Raw genomic sequence first — 20,340 nt, forward strand, 5'->3', positions numbered from 1 at the left:
GCCCGGTGCAATACCGGACTCACTTTTATCAAGCTGCCTAATGAAATAACCGTGTCTAACTTTTAGGGGTCACTTCAGTCTAGGGAGCGCGCAAGGCTTTTTTCTTTTGTGCAAAATGTACATCCTTTTTTGTATGAGAATGTAATGGATGTGGAAAATATGTGTAAGCCTTATTAAAATATGAACAAAATGTTCGGAAAAATGTATGAGATTTCATTGACACATATGAATGGACGCTCATATAATAAGAGTATAAGATATATGAATGATTGTTCATATGTTCAAATGAAGAGGTGAGCTATAATGGCTGGAAATAAAGTAGAAACACCACAAGAGACATGTTCTCAAACGATAATTCATGAAGAAGTTGTTGATCAAGTAAAACAAACAATTCCAACTGATGAAAGTTTAAGTAAAGTAGCAGAACTATTTAAAGTATTAGGTGATCGTACACGTACGAGAATATTACATGCGTTATTTGAAGCAGAAATGTGTGTGTGTGATTTAGCGTATTTATTAGGAATGACACAATCATCTATTTCACATCAGCTTCGTGTGTTAAAGCAAGCGAAACTTGTAAAGAATCGTAAAGAAGGAAAGGTCGTTTATTATTCGTTAGCTGACCAGCACGTAATTCATATCTTCGAGCAAGCGTTTGAACACGTAAACGAGGAAGAATAAAAAGAACGCGAGGAGGGAGAACGATGGCTGAAGCATTAGTGAAAAAGAAACTGGTGTTAGAAGGTTTAGATTGTGCGAACTGTGCAATGAAAATTGAAAAAGGCGTTGGGAATATAGAAGGAGTAAATTCTTGCTCTGTAAATTTCGCGACAAAAACAATGGTTTTAGAAACAGCACAAAATAAAGAAAGCGAAGTTGTTACAGAAGCAAAACAACTCGTTACAAAATTAGAACCGCACATTAAAGTACAAGAAGAAAACAACACAAAAGTAGCGAAAGAAGTATTTATATTAGAAGGTTTAGATTGCGCAAACTGTGCGATGAAGATTGAAAATAAAGTGAAAGAAATGCCCACTGTTTCAGCAGCAACTGTTGATTTCGTATCAAAGAAATTAAGAGTTGAAGTAGCGAATAAAAGAGAATTAGAAGCGACTATAGCAAATATAACAAATGTCGTTCAAAAGTTAGAACCAGATGTAAAAGTTGTTCGTGAAGAAAAAGGTGGTCATGACCACGGACATAGTCACGACCATGGTGAAGCAAATGTGAAAAAGATGGTAGGACGATTAGTGGTCGGCGGAATTTTGACAGCAATTGCTGCATTAGCTGGCTTACCACAAATGATAACAATTCCGTTATTCGTCCTTGCGTATTTATTAATAGGCGGAGATATCGTTTGGAGAGCGGTAAGAAACATAACTCGCGGCCAAGTGTTTGATGAGAACTTCTTAATGGCAATTGCAACACTAGGAGCTTTTGCGATTCAACAATATTCAGAAGCTGTTGCGGTAATGCTATTCTATCAAGTAGGGGAACTATTCCAAAGTATTGCGGTCAATCGCTCCCGAAAGTCAATTACTTCATTAATGGATATCCGTCCTGATTATGCGAATGTGAAGGTTGGAAATGAAACGAAACAAGTATCACCAGAAGATGTACAAATCGGCGATTATATTATCGTGAAGCCTGGTGAGAAAGTACCATTAGACGGAAAAGTAGTTGAAGGAACATCAATGGTAGATACTTCAGCATTGACTGGTGAATCTGTACCACGTGAAGTCGAAGTTGGAAATGATGTATTAAGTGGTTTTGTGAACCAAAATGGCGTATTAACAATTGAAGTTACAAAAGAATTTGGTGAATCAACTGTATCAAAAATTTTAGATTTAGTTCAAAATGCAAGCAGTAAAAAAGCGCCAACAGAAAACTTTATTACGAAATTCGCGCGTTACTACACTCCGGTTGTAGTTATTACAGCAGCGATCATGGCGTTTATTCCACCACTTATTTTAGAAGGAGCTACATTCTCAGAATGGATTTATAGAGCTTTAGTGTTCTTAGTAATCTCTTGTCCATGTGCGTTAGTTGTATCTATTCCTCTTGGATTCTTTGGAGGAATTGGTGGTGCATCTAAAAGTGGTGTGTTAATAAAAGGAAGTAACTATTTAGAAGCTTTAAATGATGTGAAATATATTGTTTTTGATAAAACAGGAACATTAACAAAAGGTGTCTTCAAAGTTACAAAAATGGAACCAAGCGAAGGTATTACAAATGAAGAATTATTAGAGTATGCAACATTTGCTGAAGTGTATTCTAATCATCCAATTGCACAATCTATTCGAAAGGCATACGGAAAATCAATTGATGAAAAAATAATCGATGAGTATAGCGAAATTTCTGGTCACGGTACAGTCGTAAAAGTACAAGGAAAAGAAATTTTTGCAGGTAATGCTAAATTAATGAAAAAAGAAAACATTACATTTAAGCAACCAGAAACGGTAGGTACATTAGTTCACGTTGCTGTAGATGGGGAATATGCAGGTTATATCGTTATCTCTGATGAGGTAAAAGAAGATTCAAAACAAGCAATTCAAAAATTAAAAGAACTAGGTATTAAGAAGACAGTCATGTTAACGGGTGATGCAAAATCCGTTGGTGAAGCTGTTGGTAAAGAATTAGGTTTAGATGAAGTTCACGCAGAACTATTACCGCAACAAAAAGTCGAAGAGATTGAAAAAATTGATGCGGCGAAGAACGGAAAAGAAAAAGTTGCTTTTGTTGGTGATGGTATTAATGACACACCGGTATTAGCAAGAGCAGATGTTGGTATTGCGATGGGTGGTTTAGGATCAGATGCAGCGATTGAGGCGGCAGACATTGTTATTATGACTGATGAGCCTTCAAAAATTGCAACAGCCTTAAATATTGCAAAACGCACACGACGCATTGTATGGCAGAATATCATCTTTGCATTAGGGGTAAAAGGATTAGTTTTATTACTTGGTGCTTTTGGTATTGCAACAATGTGGGAAGCTATCTTCTCAGATGTTGGTGTGACACTACTTGCAGTGTTAAATGCAATGCGTGTACTACGAGTGAAAGATTTATAAAAAAGAGGACGCAACCTGCGTCCTCTTTTTTAGGTTATTTTGTTGAAATTGACTCAATAAAATAATAACAAATATTATTTTGTAAATAAATAACGTAATATTAAAATTTATAAATAAAAAATATTTGTCGTACTATTTTAATATATTTTCCACAAAGATACATATCGTATTGAAAAAACAGAGAAGGAAAAGCTTCTCTGTTTTATTTTTGTATATTTTTTTCAACTTGTTCTCGAACAGTTTGAATGTAATTCATTTTATGAGCCCAACATTCTTGACTTAAATCGACAGGGTACTCTTCGGGATTTAAAGTTCGCATATATTCTTCCCAAAATAGTGCGAGACTCTGTTCATTATATTTTTGAATATCTAATATACCTGGTAGTTCATATGTTCTTTCGCCGTTAATGAAAATGTCTTTATGCAGTTCGCGTGCTTCAAAGTTTGTTACAAATTTACTTATATACGTGTGAACAGGATGAAACATTTTTAAACGTTCTTCTTTTCCTGGCTCTTCAGAATCTAATGCAATATAATCGCCTTCTGCATGATCGTTAACTCGATTGATAATGCGATAAATTCGTTTCAGTCCTGGAGTGGTAATTTTTTCAGGGTTAGATGAAATTTTAATTGTATCATTTAACTTTCCATCAGTATCTTCAATCGCAACTAGTTTATAGACAGCCCCTAACGCTGGTTGTTCAAAGGACGTAATTAATTTTGTTCCAACGCCCCATACATCAATTTTTGCGCCTTGAGATTTCAAATGCATAATTGTGTATTCATCTAAATCGCTAGAAGCAATAATTTTTGTATTTGTAAACCCAGCTTCATCTAGTAGTTTTCTTGCCTTTTTAGATAAATAAGCCATATCACCACTATCAAGGCGAATGCCGTAAAAATCGATACGATCTCCAAACTCCTTCGCGACGCGAATTGCATTTGGAACACCTGATTTTAAAGTGTCGTATGTATCAACGAGAAAGACACATTTTTTATGAGTTTCAGCGTATTTCTTAAACGCGACATATTCATCGCGATACGCTTGAACGAAAGAGTGAGCGTGTGTGCCTGCTACAGGTATTCCGAAGCGCTTCCCAGCCCGTACGTTACTCGTAGATGAGAAACCACCAATAAAGGCAGCTCGTGTGCCCCAAAGAGCTGCATCAAACTCGTGGGCACGTCTTGTACCAAATTCTAAAAGTTCATCATTATTTGCAGCGTGCTTCATACGAGCAGCTTTTGTTGCAATTAATGTTTGGTAATTCACAATGTTTAACAGGGCAGTTTCAATAATTTGTGCTTCGCCGAGCGGTGCATCAACACGTAATAAAGGCTCGTTATTAAATACAACTTCACCTTCTTGCATACTTCGAACGGTCCCAGTGAATTTCATATTTTGTAAATAATGAAGGAATTCTTCTTCAAATTGTAATTCTGCTAAATAAGCGATATCGCTTTCGGTAAAGCTGAAGTTTTCTATGTACTCTACAATCTTTTCAAGGCCAGCAAAAACAGCATAACCGTTCTCGAATGGAAGCTTTCGAAAGTATAAATCAAACACCGAGCGGCGATTATGAATACCATCTTTCCAATATGTATAAGCCATATTAATTTGATATAAATCTGTATGTAAGGCATAGCTATCGTCTTTATAATAAGTCATCGCGAAAACACCTCCATAATTTGGTTATAGTATACCAATTTTTCACCGCTCGTAGCAAAGAATGGATATGAAAGTAGAGTCAAGAGGGAAAAAAATGAAATAATGCATATTTTTTAGAAAATTAACATTTATCAATTTATATTTCTCAAGATTTTATGTATTATTAGAGTAATGGGGGTAATGAGAATGGAGGAGGACAATGCAACAAACATTAGAAAAAATAGGCAAACAAGTCTTTTATAAACGGCTACAGCAAAAAATGACACAAGAAGAATTATGTCAGGGCATTTGTTCTGTCTCATACTTAAGTAAAATCGAAAATGGAAAGATCGAGGCATCAGAAGAAATTCTACAATTGCTCTGCACAAGGTTAGAAATTGCCGTGACGGATTTGAGAGATGTAGAAGAAGACGTGAAGGGGAAGCTAGATGAATGGTTGAATGCACTAGTTCATTTGGACAAGCCGCAAGTAGAACGCATATATGAAGAGTTGCAAGGTGAAATGAAGCATGTTTTGGATTTTGAAATTATAAATTATTATAAACTGCTGTATACGCGTTATTTAATTATGAAACGAGATTTTCTGGCTGTTGAAGAAGAATTAGAGAGATTAAAAAAGATGTACAAAAAGTATTCGCCATTTCAGAAATTATTATATACGTATAGTAAAGGTCTATATTATTTTTTACAGCATAAATATAAAACGGCCTTAGATTATTTAGTTCAAACTGAAGTGATGGCGAAAGAACAAGGCTATTATGAAACTGGAATCTATTATAATTTAGCTCTTGTTTATAATGAATTAGAAATAGAACATATGGCTTTACATTTTGCTCATTTAGCTATGGAAGGCTTTAAGAATGAATATAAATTTCGTCATGTGATTAATTGCCAGTTATTGATAGGGTTAAGTTATATACAGAAAAAACAATATAACGAAGCTTTAGGAATTTATAGAAATATTTTAAGAGAGGCTAATTCTTTTGCGGATAAAGATAACATAACGGCGATTGCTCTAAATAACATGGGGTATTTACATTACCATTTAAAGGATTATGCAAAAGCGAAAGAGTATTATTTACAATGTTTACAATACAAGAAGGAAGAAGATTTAGATTACATTGATGCTGTATATGAGATTGCATTGCAATGTATTGAATTGAAGGAATTTGAAGAAGTAAAAGAGTGGATTAATAAAGGGATAGAAGTTGCGAAAAGAGATGAGAAGTATAAAAGTATGTTATATACACTTTTAATACTTCAATATAAATATTTTGAAGAGAAGGGGGTGTATAAAAAGTTTTTAGAAACAGAAGCTTTAACATTTTTTAAGCAAGAGGAAAATAAAAAAGATTTAAAAAAGGTATATTTAGAATTAGCAAAATATCATGAAGAAGTATTAGAATTCCAAGAAAGTAATCGGTATTATAGACTAACTATTAATTTATTAGAAGAAAAGGGAGGAAGATGAATATGAAGAAAATGATTTTTGGTGCACTAGCATTAGTGGCTATATTAGTAGTGTTAGAACCTCAATATGCTTGGACTGGAGATATGTATGGTCAAGCTAAAGAACTAATAGAAGTAATAAATTCTTAATAAAAACCCCTTTCCAATCGGAAAGGGGTTTTTTCAATATTTGTTCCTCAAAATTCTACAAAACTTGAGAAAATAATTATTTGAATTTTTAGTATATTAATAGTAGAAACATAGTGCTACGATAAAACTACTCTTTTTCAAAAAATAATTTATTAGGGGGAAGATTCATGAAAAAGAAAAGTTTAGCGTTAGTGTTAGCGGCAGGAATGGCAGTTACAACGTTTGGAGGGACAGGCTCTGCATTTGCAGATTCTAAAAATGTGCTCTCTACGAAGAAGTACAATGAAACGGTGCAATCACCTGAGTTTATTTCTGGTGATCTAACTGGAGCGACTGGTAAGAAAGCAGAATCTGTTGTGTTTGATTACTTAAACGCAGCAAAAGGTGATTATAAGTTAGGGGAAAAGAGTGCGCAAGATTCTTTCAAAGTAAAACAAGTGAAAAAAGATGCTGTAACTGATTCAACAGTAGTACGTATGCAACAAGTATACGTAGGAGTACCTGTATGGGGTTCTACTCAAGTAGCTCATGTAAGTAAAGATGGTTCTTTAAAAGTATTGTCTGGAACAGTTGCACCTGATTTAGACAAAAAAGAAAAGTTGAAGAATAAAAATAAGATCGAGGGCGCAAAAGCAATTGAAATTGCGCAAAAAGATTTAGGTGTTACACCTAAGTATGAGGTAGAACCAAAAGCGGACTTATATGTATATCAAAATGGTGAAGAAACAACATATGCATACGTTGTAAATCTAAACTTCTTAGATCCAAGCCCAGGAAACTACTACTATTTCATTGAAGCAGAAAGCGGTAAAGTATTAAATAAGTTTAATACAATCGATCATGTGACGAATGATGATAAGTCACCAGTTAAACAAGAGGCTCCTAAGCAAGATGCAAAAGCAGTTGTAAAGCCTGTAACAGGAACAAATAAAGTAGGAACTGGTAAAGGGGTATTAGGAGATACGAAATCGCTTAATACAACGTTATCTGGATCATCTTACTACTTACAAGATAATACACGCGGGGCAACGATTTTCACATATGATGCGAAAAATCGTTCAACATTACCAGGAACATTATGGGCAGATGCAGATAATGTTTTCAATGCAGCGTATGATGCAGCAGCGGTAGATGCTCATTACTATGCAGGTAAAACATATGATTACTATAAAGCTACATTTAATAGAAATTCTATTAATGATGCAGGAGCGCCGTTAAAATCAACAGTTCATTACGGAAGTAATTATAATAATGCATTCTGGAACGGATCACAAATGGTATACGGAGATGGTGATGGTGTAACGTTTACTTCATTATCTGGTGGAATTGATGTAATTGGTCATGAATTAACGCATGCGGTTACGGAAAATAGCTCGAATTTAATTTATCAAAATGAATCAGGAGCATTAAATGAAGCAATTTCTGATATCTTTGGTACATTAGTAGAGTTCTATGATAACCGTAATCCAGATTGGGAGATTGGTGAAGATATTTACACGCCTGGTAAAGCAGGAGACGCACTTCGCTCTATGAGTGATCCGGCGAAATATGGTGATCCAGATCATTATTCTAAGCGTTACACTGGTTCAAGTGATAACGGTGGAGTTCATACGAACAGTGGTATCATTAACAAACAAGCTTATTTATTAGCAAATGGTGGTACACATTCTGGTGTAACTGTAACTGGTATTGGTAAAGATAAGTTAGGTGCAATTTATTACCGTGCAAATACACAATATTTCACGCAATCTACTACATTTAGCCAAGCTCGTGCTGGTGCAGTACAAGCTGCAGCTGATTTATATGGTGCGACTTCTGCGGAAGTAGCAGCAGTTAAGCAATCATTTAGTGCTGTTGGTGTAAACTAAAGGTTTAAGAGAGTATTATTAATAAAATACTTCAAAAATAAAGAAGGAGCATAGGCTCCTTCTTTATTTTTTTCTCCATTTTTTCCACAAATAAAACAATCCAACACAACCCGCTATTGTTACAATCCACTTCGCTTCATTCGTTCCATTCATGACATGATAGGCAGAATATACTTCGATTAACAAAGCCGGTATTTTACCTATTGTGCTGGCAATACTGAAAGAGAGTAATGACATTTTGCCTAGAGCGGCAAATAAAGTAACGATACTTGATGGGATGAAAGGTATGAATCGAAACGATAGAACGAGTAGAAAGGCCTCTCTACCTTCTACATAAAGTAGGCGTTCTACCTTTGGATACTTATTTGCTTTGTTGTGAGTGAATTTCTGAAGGCCTATACGATAAATATAAAACGAGATAATAGCCCCTAATGCCTCACCTGCGATCGAAATAATGGTCCCGTTTGTTACACCAAAGAGCTGTATGTTAATAGCGGTCAAAAAAATACTAGGGATAAAACCTAAAAGACTGATGATGATGTTAATTAAGATACTAAGTGGAATTGCGATTGAATAATAGTCTGTTAAGAAGTTTTGAATTGTTTCAGCCATTGTTTAAAATCCTTTATCTTTTTTTGCATTACACCATATTTCCATTGTGTAGGCAAGCACAAATTTACATAATGTAGAAAACGTTGATAAAACACCATCAATATACCTTATATAGGTATTGGGTATATTGAATTGGGGGTATATTTTATTTTTTAGAAAATCACCAAAAAACTCTTTTTTAAAGGGAATGTTTAGCTATTTTAGGGGTGATTTAATCTGGGAAATAATTATAAAAACATAGGGGTATATTTAGGAGAGGGTCCAAAATAGTAGTTTGATGAAACTAGGGTGGTAATATGGCAAAATTGATGAGGAATTTTAAAAATGTATATGTTTTTTCGTTGTGAAATTGACTTTTAGTGAAGTTACGATAATAATCATGGAAGAGGTGATATTATGAAACGAATAAGTAGTCTTCTCTTGAGTAGTTTATTGGCATTAATGCTGATCTTAAGTGGATGTGCAGGAAAAGAACAAAAAACAGAGAAACAAACAGGGAATCAATCGACATCAGTAGAAAAAATTAGTGATAATATTTTAGATGAAATGGAAGGGCCACCTAAAAATGGTCATACGATTGAAAGACATGTAGGAAAATCAGAAGAGGATTTGAAGAATCGCTTGAAGACAGATAAAGTATCAGCGGCAAGTACATACTATGATAAGGAAACAGCGACGAAAGCTGTAAAAGATAGTTTGAAGCAGCATGATAAGGAAATTCAAGATTGGTTAAAAAATTCTAAAGAGGCTCGTCTCGTATTAAATACAACTCATTCATTCCCAGTTGGAAAAACGGTAATAAAGAAAAATATGAATGTAAAAGACAAGTTAGTAAAAACTGTTACTGTTTTGGCGAGAGATAAGTCAGGAGATTTAGGATATAAGATCATTACTTCTTATCCATCAGATAAATAAGAAGGGGGAGTAAATATGTATACGACATTACAATATTTTCTCAAATCGTATTGTACGTTAAGTATCCATGAGGATGAAATAGTAGGCGTGATGGAAGAGTTTCTAGAGCAAGAGGATGAAGAAATTGTTTTGAAGTTACGCGATGAATTATTATATATGAAGAAAAAGAGCGCTTGGGAAGAGGCGTGCGTATTAGTTGCGAAGCAAGGAAATCGTATGTGGTCTTTAGAAGAAACGAAAGACCATCTGGAAGCTTTTTTACTATTATTGCAAAAGAAAAAGGCGTGAATAGATCACGCCTTTTTTGTTTGCCAATTTGATGGTGTCTCATTGTGTTGGGGCACTTTTATATACGCTTTTTGAAATTTGTCCATTTGATACTACTTCACCGTTTTGTGTTACTTTTTTATACGTAACCGCTGTTATTTTATCACCAGTTCTACTAACTACTTGAGAAGAAACTTCAACATTTTTACCAGTATTTGTACCAAAAATGCGAGTAGTAATACTACCGCCATTTGAAAATGCTTGAATATAAATATGATTGCCTGTATTGTTTTTAAATTTTAAATCCGGACCATAATCTGCCACTGCTGCATCTTGCCCAAGTGGTAAATAATTTACGGGCATAGAATGATTGCTTCGAGAAACAATTCCTAAATCTGCTCTTAAAGCTGCGCTATATAAAGTGCTACTAACTTGGCAAACGCCTCCGCCTGCACTTTGTATAACTTTACCTTGTGAAAATACTGCTGCGGATTTATAACCATGGGCAGCATCCGTTACGCCAACACGGCCATTAAAACTAAACGTTTCATCAGGTGCGACAATAACTCCACTTAAAGTATTAGCTGACTTATTTACGTTATAGGACTGGTTTCCATTCCGACCAGCCATTGGAGTTGAATATTCAGCAATTACTTCTTTAATCCCCATTTTCTGTATATCTTCTGTAGAACGCTCAGGTTTTAAGAGTGTAACTGGTAATGTAACGTCCGATGAGCCAGAAGTAATGGCCTGCTGCGTTAAATCAGTTAATTTTCCTTTATCAATTTTTTCTCCATTTTGACTTTGGCTAATATTTACTGTAGAGCCTTCAACACTTAATTCTGCATTAATAGGATTTTTTAATGTTTCATTATATTTATCCTTCATAAAGCTTTCATAAGCAGTTGTATTTAATTGAGCTGTTAATTTATAGTCACGTTTTAATTCACCGTTTTCGGCCTGCTTCCGCATTTGGTAACGATTCATTGCGTTTCCTTCTTGTTCTTTAAAGATTTTGTCAATAATATCTTTTTCCTTATAATTTATCCCTAAATCTTTCCATGTGTACGTTTGTTTATCATTTTGGAATATGTAGGTAAGAGATTTTTGATCTAATTCAGTTACCTTTTGATTAATAATTGCTTGAATATCTTTTTTATTTTTTCCATCGAGAGAAATACCTTCAAATGTAGTATTTGGTAATGCAGTAGTATCTAATTGATTATTTAGTTTGGATACATATTGATATCCACCAACACCGCCTACACAAAGTAATATGCCTCCAGTAATTGCAGAACCGATCAGTATTTTACTTAGCTTCATTTATTTCCCCCCAGAAATTTTTGTATAAATATATGTATTACATTTTTTGTATAAAAATGATGAAAATAACATTATGTACGTACTAGTATACTATTATTTCCACTATGCGTGTAATGTTTTTGTAAAAAATGTTACACTGTTGTAATAATTGTCTCTTTTTGTCACAATATGCACGAGAAATATGTTGAAAATTATAATAAAAAGGCTGTCTAGAAAGATCTAGCAGCCTTTTTATTATAATTTTTTATGTTCATTTTTATTCGTAACACCGAGATGTTCTTGTAGTGTTGTCGAAATATTATTGACGCTTTTTTCATTTGGAACGTAATAATAAATACCACCTATATATTTATCAGTACCTTCTACTTGCATTTTGTCCATTTTTAAATTGGAATCCATTGAATTTTTGGCAATTGTCATCATATCATCAAAAGTTAAATTTGTTTTTAAGTCTTTATCGACAGCGTCTAAGAGGCCACCGATTTTATTAATGGAATTAAGAGATAGTGCTTTTGCAGCAATAGCTTCTAAAACAAGCTGTTGTCGTTGACCGCGCATATAATCACTATCGATATGACGAGTTCTAGCTAGTGCTAATGCCTCTTCTCCATTTAAATGTTGACGTCCTTTTTTGAGGTGAATTGCATCTGCTTCGTCTTTACTATTTTGTTCTGTAAACTCAACCGGAACATCGACAGTAATACCACCAAGAGAATCGACAATCTTGATAAATGATTTAAAGTTGAATTTTACATAGTAATCAACTGGAACATCTAAAAATTTCTCCACTGTATCAATTGTGCTGTCCACACCACCGAATACGTGCGCATGTGTAATTTTATCGTATTTATCACGTGATTTAATGTAGACACGTGAGTCACGTGGAATACTCACAAGTTTAACAGATTTATCGTTTTTATTAATTGTTGCAAGTAATAGCGCATCCGTACGAGTTGCTTTTCCATAACTCTTGTCCCTAATATCACTTTCATCAACACCCATAATAAGTACGGAAATGTTGTCAGTCATAGGTTTCACAGCTTTTTCACGTTTGCTGGATTTATCCCCGCGGCCCAGTTCAGAATAGGCATTACTTAATACAGACTTTGCTTTACTGTATATATGGAAGGAGTAGCCCCCTGCTCCAAGTGCTATAATCAGTAATGGAATAAGAAGGAACCAAAGTAGGCGTTTTTTCTTTGAGCGTCCGTTTTTGGCTCGGGTGTCTTTGTTCATATCGGATTTCATCATTTTTCTCCTTTAAAACTATCAAAGTGTATACATCTAGAAGCGCATTCAAACACATAAAAAATATTGTACGCTAAATAAAAGCGATTGTACATGTATAAAAAATAGATGTCTTGATTATTTATAAGACACCTATTCGTTATTGTATACAAAAGATAGGGATAAGAAAATGATAAAATTTTACCTAATTACAACATAATGCTTACGATAATTGCAGATAAAATGCTAACGAGAGTAGCTCCATATAGTAATTTAAGGCCAAATCTGGCAACGACGTTTCCTTGTTCTTCGTTTAACCCTTTTACTGCACCTGAAATAATGCCGATAGAAGAAAAGTTGGCAAAAGAAACGAGGAAAACAGAAATGATACCCACTGTACGGGGAGAAAGGCTATTAGAAAGTTTACTAAGGTCCATCATTGCCACAAATTCATTCGTTACAAGCTTCGTTGCCATAATGCTACCAGCTGTGACAATTTCAGAACTTGGTACACCGATAAGGAATGCAACAGGCGCAAATACGTAGCCGATTAATTGCTGGAAAGTAATGCCGAATATAATGAGGAATAGGTCATTAATGCAGCTAATTAATGCGACGAATCCGATGAGCATAGCGCCGACAACGATGGCTACGCGAAAGCCATCTAGAATGTATTCTCCAAGCATTTCAAAAAAGCTTTGCTTTTCGCCTTTAATTTCTAAAATATCTTCGTCATCTTTCACGTCGTAAGGATTGATGATGAGTATGATAATAAAACCACTAAATAAATTGAGAACGAGTGCGGTTACTACATATTTAGGCTCAATCATTGTCATATAGGCACCTACGATAGACATAGATACGGTTGACATGGCAGAAGCACAAAGTGTATAAAGACGGTGTTTTGGAATTTGAGCTAATTGCTTTTTAACTGTAATAAAAACTTCTGATTGGCCGACAATGGCAGAGGCGATAGCGTTGTAAGATTCTAATTTCCCAAGACCATTTATTTTGCTAAGGAAGTAACCGATCCAATGAATAAAAAATGGTAGTATTTTGAAATGTTGTAGTATACCAATTAAGACGGAAATGAAGACAATTGGTAATAATACAGTAAGGAAAAATGACATTTCACCTTTATTGGCAAGACCGCCAAATACAAAGTTTATACCATCAGCAGCATACTCGAGTAGCTTTGTAAACAGACTGGAAATGACCCGAATAAGTATGAGGCCGATTTCTGTATTTAATAATAAATAGGTTAAAATCAACTGTATAATAAGCATGATGAAAATTGGTTTAAATTTAATATGTTTCTTATTGTTGCTAGCAATATAAGCAAGGAAGAAAACAACGATAAGTCCCACGAAAAAAGTAATAAATTTCATAGTAAGCCCCCTAAAAGAGATATTCTGCTATATATGTTTTTCATTTCAAGGGAGAATATGCATCTTTGGTAAAGAAAGGAATAGAGAGAGCATGAATATATGTAGAGTGCACCACGTTGCAATTATTTGTTCGAATTATGAACTGTCAAAGGATTTTTATACTCGGATATTAGGTTTTAAAGCGATAAATGAAGTATATAGAAAAGAACGAGATTCTTATAAGTTAGATTTATGTGTAGGGGAAGAGTATCAAATTGAATTATTTTCATTTCCTAGTCCACCTGAGCGCCCGAGTTTTCCAGAAGCAGCTGGACTTAGACATTTAGCATTTGCTGTTACAAATATAGAAGAAGCTGTAAACCATTTAAAACAATGCGGTGTGGAGACTGAAGCGATACGTATGGATGAAATTACGGATAAAAAATTTGTCTTTTTCCAAGATCCTGATGGCTTGCCTTTAGAATTGTATGAGGCTTGAAATTGGTGAATTTTATATAGGGTTGCTTTCAAATAAATGAAGAAACTAAAGTGAAACTTCTTTTTTAAAGGAGGTGTAACTTTAGCTAAGAAAGCTAAAGGACATATGTGGATATTTTAAAATTATTGATGGTAGCCATCCTTATTGCGTTAACAGCATTTTTTGTGGCTGTTGAGTTTGCAATTATTAAGGTACGTAGCAGTCGTATTGATCAACTCGTTAGTGAGAAACGACGAGGAGCATTGGCAGCTAAAAAAGTAACTTCGAATTTAGATGAGTATTTATCAGCATGTCAGTTAGGTATTACAATTACTGCTTTAGGGCTTGGGTGGTTAGGAGAGCCCACTATAAAACATATACTCGAGCCGTTGTTTTTAAAACTACACCTATCTCCTGCAATTGCAAGTACAGTTTCATTTATTATTGCCTTTGCAGTTATTACGTTTTTACATGTTGTCATTGGTGAACTTGCTCCGAAGACGCTCGCTATACAAAGGGCAGAACAAGTTAGCTTATTATTATCGAAGCCAATTATTTACTTTTACCGAGTAATGTATCCGTTTATTTGGGCTTTAAATGGTTCTGCAAGGCTTGTGACAGGGTTATTCGGATTACATCCGGCTTCTGAACATGAAGTTGCTCATTCGGAGGAAGAATTACGATTAATCTTATCCGAGAGTTATGAGAGCGGAGAGATTAATCAAAGGGAATTTAAATATGTAAATAATATTTTTGAATTCGATAATAGAGTCGCAAAGGAAATTATGGTACCTCGTACGGAAGTTGTAGGTTTATATGAGGACGAACCATTTGAAACACATATTAAAATAATCGCACAAGAAAAGTACACGAGATATCCCGTATTTGGTGAAGATAAAGATGAAATTATTGGGATGGTTAATGTAAAGGATTTATTTATTCGTTATATGGATGGTAATCGAGACGAGGGGTGCTCGATTAAGCCATATACAAGACCAGTTATTGAAGTGTTAGAAAATATTCCTATTCATGATTTGCTATTACAAATGCAAAGAAAACGAATTCCATTAGCTGTATTATATGATGAATATGGTGGTACAGCGGGGATCGTTACACTAGAAGATATTTTAGAAGAAATTGTTGGAGAAATCCGAGATGAATACGATGAAGATGAACACCCGCCTATAGAGCATATAAGTGAAGGCTATAAAATCGTAGAGGGAAAAGTGCTTATTAGTGAAGTAAATGATTTATTTGGCCTACACTTAATCGCTGCTGATGTAGATACAATTGGTGGCTGGATTATGGTACAAAAGCAAATCGTTGCTGAAGGAGATATTATTGAAAAACACGGCTTTTCTTTTAAAGTTCTTGAAAAGGATATGCATCAAATTAAACGAGTGGAAATAAAGAAGGTAGAAGAATGATTTTCTATAAATTTTTATCAAGCTATTTGTGGGCAGTAAGACCCCTACTTCAAAATTCAGCGAAAGCGAAGAAGTTAGGTGGGGGATCAACAAAACCCCCACTGATTAAAGTTTCACTTTATAAAAGGTATATATAGAAAAATAAATGTTTGCGCTTTCAAAAAAGGTGCTATATAGTGAAGGTGGATACTGAAAAATTCTTCTGAATGATACTCGTTTTTTTAGAGGCGAATTTTTTAGATAAGGATTTAGAATGAAAAGTATAGGTGATGAAAATGATAGCAACGAAGGATATACGTATAGAGAAAGATTTTTTAGGTGAAAAGGAAGTACCGAGTGTAGCTTATTATGGGGTACAAACATTACGTGCTGTAGAAAACTTCCCGATTACAGGATATCGCATTCATCCGTCACTCATTACGGCAATGGCAATTGTGAAAAAAGCGGCGGCACTTGCAAATATGGATACTGGTTACTTAGCTAAAGACATTGGATATGAAATTGCAGAGGCAGCGCAAGAAATTGTTGATGGGAAATTCCATGATCAATTTATCGTGGATCCAATCCAAGGCGGTGCTGGAACTTCTATTAATATGAATACAAATGAAGTAATCGCTAATCGAGCTTTAGAACGTATGGGATGTGAAAAAGGCGAGTATGTGAAAATTAGCCCAAACACGCATGTGAACATGGCTCAATCAACGAATGATGCGTTTCCAACGGGAATTCATATTGCAACTCTTATGATGTTAGAAGAACTTCTTATTACAATGGAAGAACTTCATGCTGCTTTCCGTGAAAAAGCAAAAGAGTTCGACCACGTCATTAAAATGGGACGTACACATTTACAAGATGCTGTTCCGATTCGTCTTGGACAAGAATTTGAAGCGTATAGCCGAGTGCTTGAACGTGATATAAAAAGAATTAAACAGTCTCGCCAACATTTATATGAAGTGAACATGGGGGCGACAGCTGTTGGTACGGGATTAAATGCAAACCCTACGTACATTGAACAAGTGGTTAAACACTTGCGAACATTTAGCGGATTCCCACTTGTTGGTGCAGAGCATTTAGTTGATGCAACGCAAAACACAGATGCATACACAGAAGTATCTGCCGCATTAAAAGTATGTATGATGAATATGTCTAAAATTGCAAAGGATCTTCGTATTATGGCATCTGGTCCACGTGTTGGATTGGCGGAAATTCAATTACCAGCTCGCCAACCAGGTTCATCTATTATGCCAGGTAAAGTAAATCCTGTTATGGCAGAAGTAATTAATCAAGTTGCTTTCCAAGTAATTGGTAATGATCATACAATTTGCTTAGCATCAGAAGCAGGACAATTAGAGTTAAACGTAATGGAGCCTGTACTCGTATTTAATTTAATTCAATCTATTAGTATTATGAATAACGGATTCCGTGTATTCCGTGAATATTGTATTAAAGGAATTACAGCAAATGAAGAATTGCTGAAGCAATATGTAGAGAAAAGTGTTGGAATTATTACAGCGGTGAACCCTCATATTGGTTACGAAGCAGCATCTCGTATTGCACGTGAAGCAATTGAAACAGGAAAATCTGTTAGGGAGCTATGTTTAGAACATGGTGTACTGACAGAAGAAGAATTAGATATTATTTTAGATCCATTCGAAATGACGCATCCTGAAATTGCTGGAGCTTCTTTATTAAAGAATAAGAAGATGTAATATGAAAAAAACACCGATCCAAATGGATCGGTGTTTTTTTAAAAGATATTAAATACAGAGTTTAATTGAAGTAAGCTAATAATAGCTAAGAAGATTAAACTGTATTTCATCGCTGTTTTAAATAGGGCAGACTCTTTACCAACTAGTCCAACTGCTGCACAAGCAACGGCTACAGATTGTGGTGAAACCATTTTTGCCATTGTACCACCTACTACGTTTAATGCAACAAGAGTAGAAGGAACGATATTTAATTGATCTGCAGTTACTGCTTGAAGCGGTGCGAATAATGAACCACTTGATACTACTGAACCTGTAATGAATACGCCAATCCATCCTAAGATTGGAGAAAGAACTGGGAATGCATTACCAGTAGAAGAGAATGCCAGTCCAAGTGTAGATGACATACCAGAGTAGTTCTCTACGTAGGCTAAAGCGATAACGCTACAGATTGTATATACTGGAGCTTTTAGTTCTTTCATTGTTTCTACTATTAATTCTTTAACCATTTTACCTTTTACGCGGTAAACGATAAGTGAAACAATAATTGCTAATACGATTGCAGTAGTTGTAGATGAGAATACATCAAACTTGAAAACAGCCGCGAAAGGTGTATCAGCTTTTGTAATTGGTGTAGTTTTCATAACAGCATTATGAAGACCAGGGAACTGAATGTTAAATACTAAGTTTGCTAGTGCGCCATCCGGAGCAAATAAAGCTTTAATTGGTTTTAAATTAAAGATTGTTACGAATGCAGTTAAGAATACGAATGGAGACCAAGCATATAAAATTTGATTGAATGTATGAGATTCTTGTTTTTCTTGTTTTTCTTCTGTAGAAGAAGATTTTGGTTGCCAAACACGTAAGAATAATGCTAGAGAAACCATACTTACAACGGCTGCGAAAATATTAGTAAGTTCTGCACCTAAGAAGTAAGTCACAAGGAACTGAGTTATAGCGAAAGAAAAACCACTTACAAGAATACCTTGCCAAGTTTCTTTAATACCTTTAATTCCATCAACCATTGAAACAAGTAAGAAAGGTAAAACAATACTAATGAATGGTAAAATAAGAACAGTTTGACGACCGATAGTTAATGCGTCTAGCTCAGTTAATTGTGCTGGTACTGTAACTGGGATACCCATAGCACCCATAGCACCACCAGCGATGTTAGCTACTAAACAAATACCTGCTGCTTTTAATGGATTAAAGCCCATACCCACAAGTAATGCAGCTGTAATAGCAACTGGAACCCCTAAACCAGCTGCGCCTTCTAAGAAAGCACCGAAAGAATAAGCGATTAATAATACTTGTAAACGTTGATCATTTGTAATGCTTGAAATACTATCACGAATGATGTTGAATTGCTCTGTTTTAACAGTTAATTTGTAAAGGAAAATTGCTGCGATAACGATAGTACAAATTGGATAAAATCCAGATAAAACACCGAATCCGGCAGATGCTACAGCTACGGTTGCTGGCATTTTATAAACGAATATAGCAAGAATAATAGCGACAATCACACTGTAAAGACCAGCCATGTAACTTTTCATTTTCAGTCCCATTAAACAAATGATGAAGCAGAAAATTGGAAGTGCTGCGATTAGTGCAGATAACCAAATATTGTTTAATGGGTCATAAATTTGTGTCCAAGTACTCATAATAATGACAACTCCTATCTATTTTATGTGAAGAAATTCACATTATTTGTGAAACAATTCACAATCAACTTACATGCTTAGTATATTCTCCTTCAACACTATTGTCAACGTAAAAAAGTATAATTATTCCATAATAGTATTAAAAGAAATGCTTTGTTCATAAAGTAGACAAAAAGCAAACTCAAATAGATTTGAGTTTGCTTTTTGAAGTTATTTCTATATTGTTTTATTTGTTCGTATATCATTAATCTTATATGTTAGATGACGTCTTTGCATTAAGTATATAGGATGTTGAAATTTGATAGGTGTCACATGCTGGTCTGAGTTGATCTAGTAAGAAAGAGAAACCAAATGCATTTAATAGGAAGTTTTGAATAACAGTCTGAGCAAGTACAATACGAATTAAAACAACAATAAGTCAATTTTTAATATTACATTATCTTTTTTTACTGAAAATTCCTTTTAGCATAACAAAGAGGTTAAATATAACCCGAATACGTTACGATAGGTTATCAATTATAGACGGTATTTTACAATATCGTTACTGTACGTTGCAGTGAGGTGAAAATATAACAAAAAGCTTGATAAAACAACGTTTGTAAGCAAAGTATTCATAGCCCTTACTTTTGCTTTTTCATTATATCATATAGTATAATATTCAAAATCAGCAAGGAATTTTTCCTGAATTCTTTCCTGATAAAGGTGGAAAAAATTTTCAGCATTATAGGTTGATAAAGTTATGTCGTAACAGGAAATATAAGAACAGATATATAAATAAATAAAAAGAAAATAAAAACGAAAATGAGGGGAACTTTATGAGCCAAAATCAATTCGAATGTCGTATTTCAGAAGAAGATGTACAAATGTTAAGAGCGTTAGCGCATCCGTTACGTTTACGCCTAGTAATGGAACTAATGCAACGTGGAACTTGTAATGTAACACAATTACAGGAAGTGTTAGAAATTCCACAATCAACGGTTTCGCAACATTTAACGAAATTAAAACAAAATAAAGTAGTGCGCTTTGAAAGACGAGGACTAGAAGTGTATTATCAAATTCATAATGATAAAGTAAGTGAAGTTGTAAAAACATTATTTTCTTAAAATTTGAATATTATGGAAAAAGACGTGTGGGATATACGTCTTTTTTTATT

The 20,340-nt window shown here is 34.5% G+C and carries 17 protein-coding genes; 11 read left to right on the top strand and 6 right to left on the bottom strand.

Going from position 1 to position 20,340, the window contains the following annotated elements; translation table 11 throughout:
- Positions 1–303: 303 nt before the first annotated feature.
- Positions 304–681, top strand: a complete 378-nt coding sequence (locus JDS99_RS25500; protein ID WP_000918377.1) for an ArsR/SmtB family transcription factor — start codon at positions 304–306, stop codon at positions 679–681.
- Positions 682–704: 23 nt separating this feature from the next.
- Positions 705–3,071 (top strand): heavy metal translocating P-type ATPase, encoded by a 2,367-nt coding sequence (locus JDS99_RS25505; protein ID WP_199695943.1) that lies wholly within the window; start codon positions 705–707, stop codon positions 3,069–3,071.
- Positions 3,072–3,273: 202 nt separating this feature from the next.
- Here JDS99_RS25505 and JDS99_RS25510 read toward each other — a convergent pair whose 3' ends face one another.
- Positions 3,274–4,737, bottom strand: coding sequence for a nicotinate phosphoribosyltransferase (locus JDS99_RS25510; RefSeq protein WP_199695944.1), 1,464 nt, complete (start codon positions 4,735–4,737; stop codon positions 3,274–3,276).
- A gap of 199 nt (positions 4,738–4,936) precedes the next feature.
- On the opposite strand from JDS99_RS25510, the gene JDS99_RS25515 reads away from it, so the two are divergent.
- The 3 genes from JDS99_RS25515 (at position 4,937) to JDS99_RS25525 (ending at position 8,204) form a co-directional block, all read left to right on the top strand.
- On the top strand, positions 4,937–6,208 hold the full coding sequence (locus tag JDS99_RS25515; RefSeq protein WP_088061805.1) for a helix-turn-helix domain-containing protein: 1,272 nt from the start codon (positions 4,937–4,939) through the stop codon (positions 6,206–6,208).
- A 2-nt stretch (positions 6,209–6,210) separates the two neighbouring features.
- Complete coding sequence (locus tag JDS99_RS25520) at positions 6,211–6,336, top strand: NprX family peptide pheromone (protein ID WP_131933998.1); 126 nt, start codon at positions 6,211–6,213, stop codon at positions 6,334–6,336.
- 167 nt (positions 6,337–6,503) lie between these two features.
- Positions 6,504–8,204, top strand: a complete 1,701-nt coding sequence (locus JDS99_RS25525) for a M4 family metallopeptidase (RefSeq protein WP_199695945.1) — start codon at positions 6,504–6,506, stop codon at positions 8,202–8,204.
- 63 nt (positions 8,205–8,267) lie between these two features.
- On the opposite strand, the gene JDS99_RS25530 is transcribed toward JDS99_RS25525, so the two are convergent.
- On the bottom strand, positions 8,268–8,816 hold the full coding sequence (locus tag JDS99_RS25530) for a TVP38/TMEM64 family protein (RefSeq protein ID WP_088061808.1): 549 nt from the start codon (positions 8,814–8,816) through the stop codon (positions 8,268–8,270).
- A 396-nt stretch (positions 8,817–9,212) separates the two neighbouring features.
- Here JDS99_RS25530 and JDS99_RS25535 point away from each other — a divergent pair, with 396 nt between their 5' ends.
- Positions 9,213–9,731, top strand: a complete 519-nt coding sequence (locus JDS99_RS25535; RefSeq protein ID WP_064477118.1) for an RNase A-like domain-containing lipoprotein — start codon at positions 9,213–9,215, stop codon at positions 9,729–9,731.
- A 15-nt stretch (positions 9,732–9,746) separates the two neighbouring features.
- Complete coding sequence (locus JDS99_RS25540) at positions 9,747–10,019, top strand: hypothetical protein (RefSeq protein WP_088061810.1); 273 nt, start codon at positions 9,747–9,749, stop codon at positions 10,017–10,019.
- A gap of 39 nt (positions 10,020–10,058) precedes the next feature.
- Here the strand turns inward: JDS99_RS25540 and JDS99_RS25545 are convergent, their stop codons facing one another.
- The 3 genes from JDS99_RS25545 to JDS99_RS25555 all read right to left on the bottom strand — a co-directional run bounded on the left by JDS99_RS25545 (position 10,059) and on the right by JDS99_RS25555 (position 13,936).
- Complete coding sequence (locus JDS99_RS25545) at positions 10,059–11,321, bottom strand: VanW family protein (protein WP_088121263.1); 1,263 nt, start codon at positions 11,319–11,321, stop codon at positions 10,059–10,061.
- 234 nt (positions 11,322–11,555) lie between these two features.
- The gene (locus JDS99_RS25550) at positions 11,556–12,572 is read right to left on the bottom strand and encodes an LCP family protein (RefSeq protein WP_304363091.1); all 1,017 of its coding nucleotides are present in this window, start codon (positions 12,570–12,572) and stop codon (positions 11,556–11,558) included.
- A gap of 185 nt (positions 12,573–12,757) precedes the next feature.
- Complete coding sequence (locus JDS99_RS25555) at positions 12,758–13,936, bottom strand: NupC/NupG family nucleoside CNT transporter (RefSeq protein WP_088121265.1); 1,179 nt, start codon at positions 13,934–13,936, stop codon at positions 12,758–12,760.
- A 91-nt stretch (positions 13,937–14,027) separates the two neighbouring features.
- On the opposite strand from JDS99_RS25555, the gene gloA2 reads away from it, so the two are divergent.
- The 3 genes from gloA2 to aspA all read left to right on the top strand — a co-directional run bounded on the left by gloA2 (position 14,028) and on the right by aspA (position 17,529).
- Positions 14,028–14,414 carry an SMU1112c/YaeR family gloxylase I-like metalloprotein gene (gloA2, locus tag JDS99_RS25560; protein WP_001017670.1) on the top strand — a complete coding sequence of 129 codons (387 nt, stop codon included), beginning with the start codon at positions 14,028–14,030 and terminating at the stop codon, positions 14,412–14,414.
- Between the two features lie 107 nt (positions 14,415–14,521).
- On the top strand, positions 14,522–15,820 hold the full coding sequence (locus JDS99_RS25565; protein ID WP_088061817.1) for a hemolysin family protein: 1,299 nt from the start codon (positions 14,522–14,524) through the stop codon (positions 15,818–15,820).
- Between the two features lie 275 nt (positions 15,821–16,095).
- Positions 16,096–17,529, top strand: a complete 1,434-nt coding sequence (gene aspA, locus JDS99_RS25570; RefSeq protein WP_199695946.1) for an aspartate ammonia-lyase — start codon at positions 16,096–16,098, stop codon at positions 17,527–17,529.
- Positions 17,530–17,567: 38 nt separating this feature from the next.
- Here the strand turns inward: aspA and JDS99_RS25575 are convergent, their stop codons facing one another.
- Positions 17,568–19,187 (bottom strand): L-lactate permease, encoded by a 1,620-nt coding sequence (locus tag JDS99_RS25575; protein WP_088061821.1) that lies wholly within the window; start codon positions 19,185–19,187, stop codon positions 17,568–17,570.
- 815 nt (positions 19,188–20,002) lie between these two features.
- Here JDS99_RS25575 and JDS99_RS25580 point away from each other — a divergent pair.
- Positions 20,003–20,290, top strand: coding sequence for an ArsR/SmtB family transcription factor (locus tag JDS99_RS25580; RefSeq protein WP_000081429.1), 288 nt, complete (start codon positions 20,003–20,005; stop codon positions 20,288–20,290).
- The last annotated feature ends 50 nt before the right edge of the window (positions 20,291–20,340 follow it).

The organism is Bacillus cereus group sp. N6 (genome assembly GCF_016483705.1).
GTDB lineage: Bacteria > Bacillota > Bacilli > Bacillales > Bacillaceae_G > Bacillus_A > Bacillus_A wiedmannii.

Coding starts and splice junctions, on each gene's coding strand:
- JDS99_RS25530 (WP_088061808.1), bottom strand. CDS start 8,816: ATGGCTGAAACAATTCAAAACTTCTTAACAGACTATTATTCAATCGCA.
- JDS99_RS25510 (WP_199695944.1), bottom strand. CDS start 4,737: ATGACTTATTATAAAGACGATAGCTATGCCTTACATACAGATTTATAT.
- JDS99_RS25540 (WP_088061810.1), top strand. CDS start 9,747: ATGTATACGACATTACAATATTTTCTCAAATCGTATTGTACGTTAAGT.
- JDS99_RS25550 (WP_304363091.1), bottom strand. CDS start 12,572: ATGATGAAATCCGATATGAACAAAGACACCCGAGCCAAAAACGGACGC.
- aspA (WP_199695946.1), top strand. CDS start 16,096: ATGATAGCAACGAAGGATATACGTATAGAGAAAGATTTTTTAGGTGAA.
- JDS99_RS25575 (WP_088061821.1), bottom strand. CDS start 19,187: ATGAGTACTTGGACACAAATTTATGACCCATTAAACAATATTTGGTTA.
- JDS99_RS25505 (WP_199695943.1), top strand. CDS start 705: ATGGCTGAAGCATTAGTGAAAAAGAAACTGGTGTTAGAAGGTTTAGAT.
- JDS99_RS25520 (WP_131933998.1), top strand. CDS start 6,211: ATGAAGAAAATGATTTTTGGTGCACTAGCATTAGTGGCTATATTAGTA.
- JDS99_RS25545 (WP_088121263.1), bottom strand. CDS start 11,321: ATGAAGCTAAGTAAAATACTGATCGGTTCTGCAATTACTGGAGGCATA.
- JDS99_RS25525 (WP_199695945.1), top strand. CDS start 6,504: ATGAAAAAGAAAAGTTTAGCGTTAGTGTTAGCGGCAGGAATGGCAGTT.
- JDS99_RS25535 (WP_064477118.1), top strand. CDS start 9,213: ATGAAACGAATAAGTAGTCTTCTCTTGAGTAGTTTATTGGCATTAATG.
- JDS99_RS25555 (WP_088121265.1), bottom strand. CDS start 13,936: ATGAAATTTATTACTTTTTTCGTGGGACTTATCGTTGTTTTCTTCCTT.
- JDS99_RS25500 (WP_000918377.1), top strand. CDS start 304: ATGGCTGGAAATAAAGTAGAAACACCACAAGAGACATGTTCTCAAACG.
- JDS99_RS25580 (WP_000081429.1), top strand. CDS start 20,003: ATGAGCCAAAATCAATTCGAATGTCGTATTTCAGAAGAAGATGTACAA.
- gloA2 (WP_001017670.1), top strand. CDS start 14,028: ATGAATATATGTAGAGTGCACCACGTTGCAATTATTTGTTCGAATTAT.
- JDS99_RS25515 (WP_088061805.1), top strand. CDS start 4,937: ATGCAACAAACATTAGAAAAAATAGGCAAACAAGTCTTTTATAAACGG.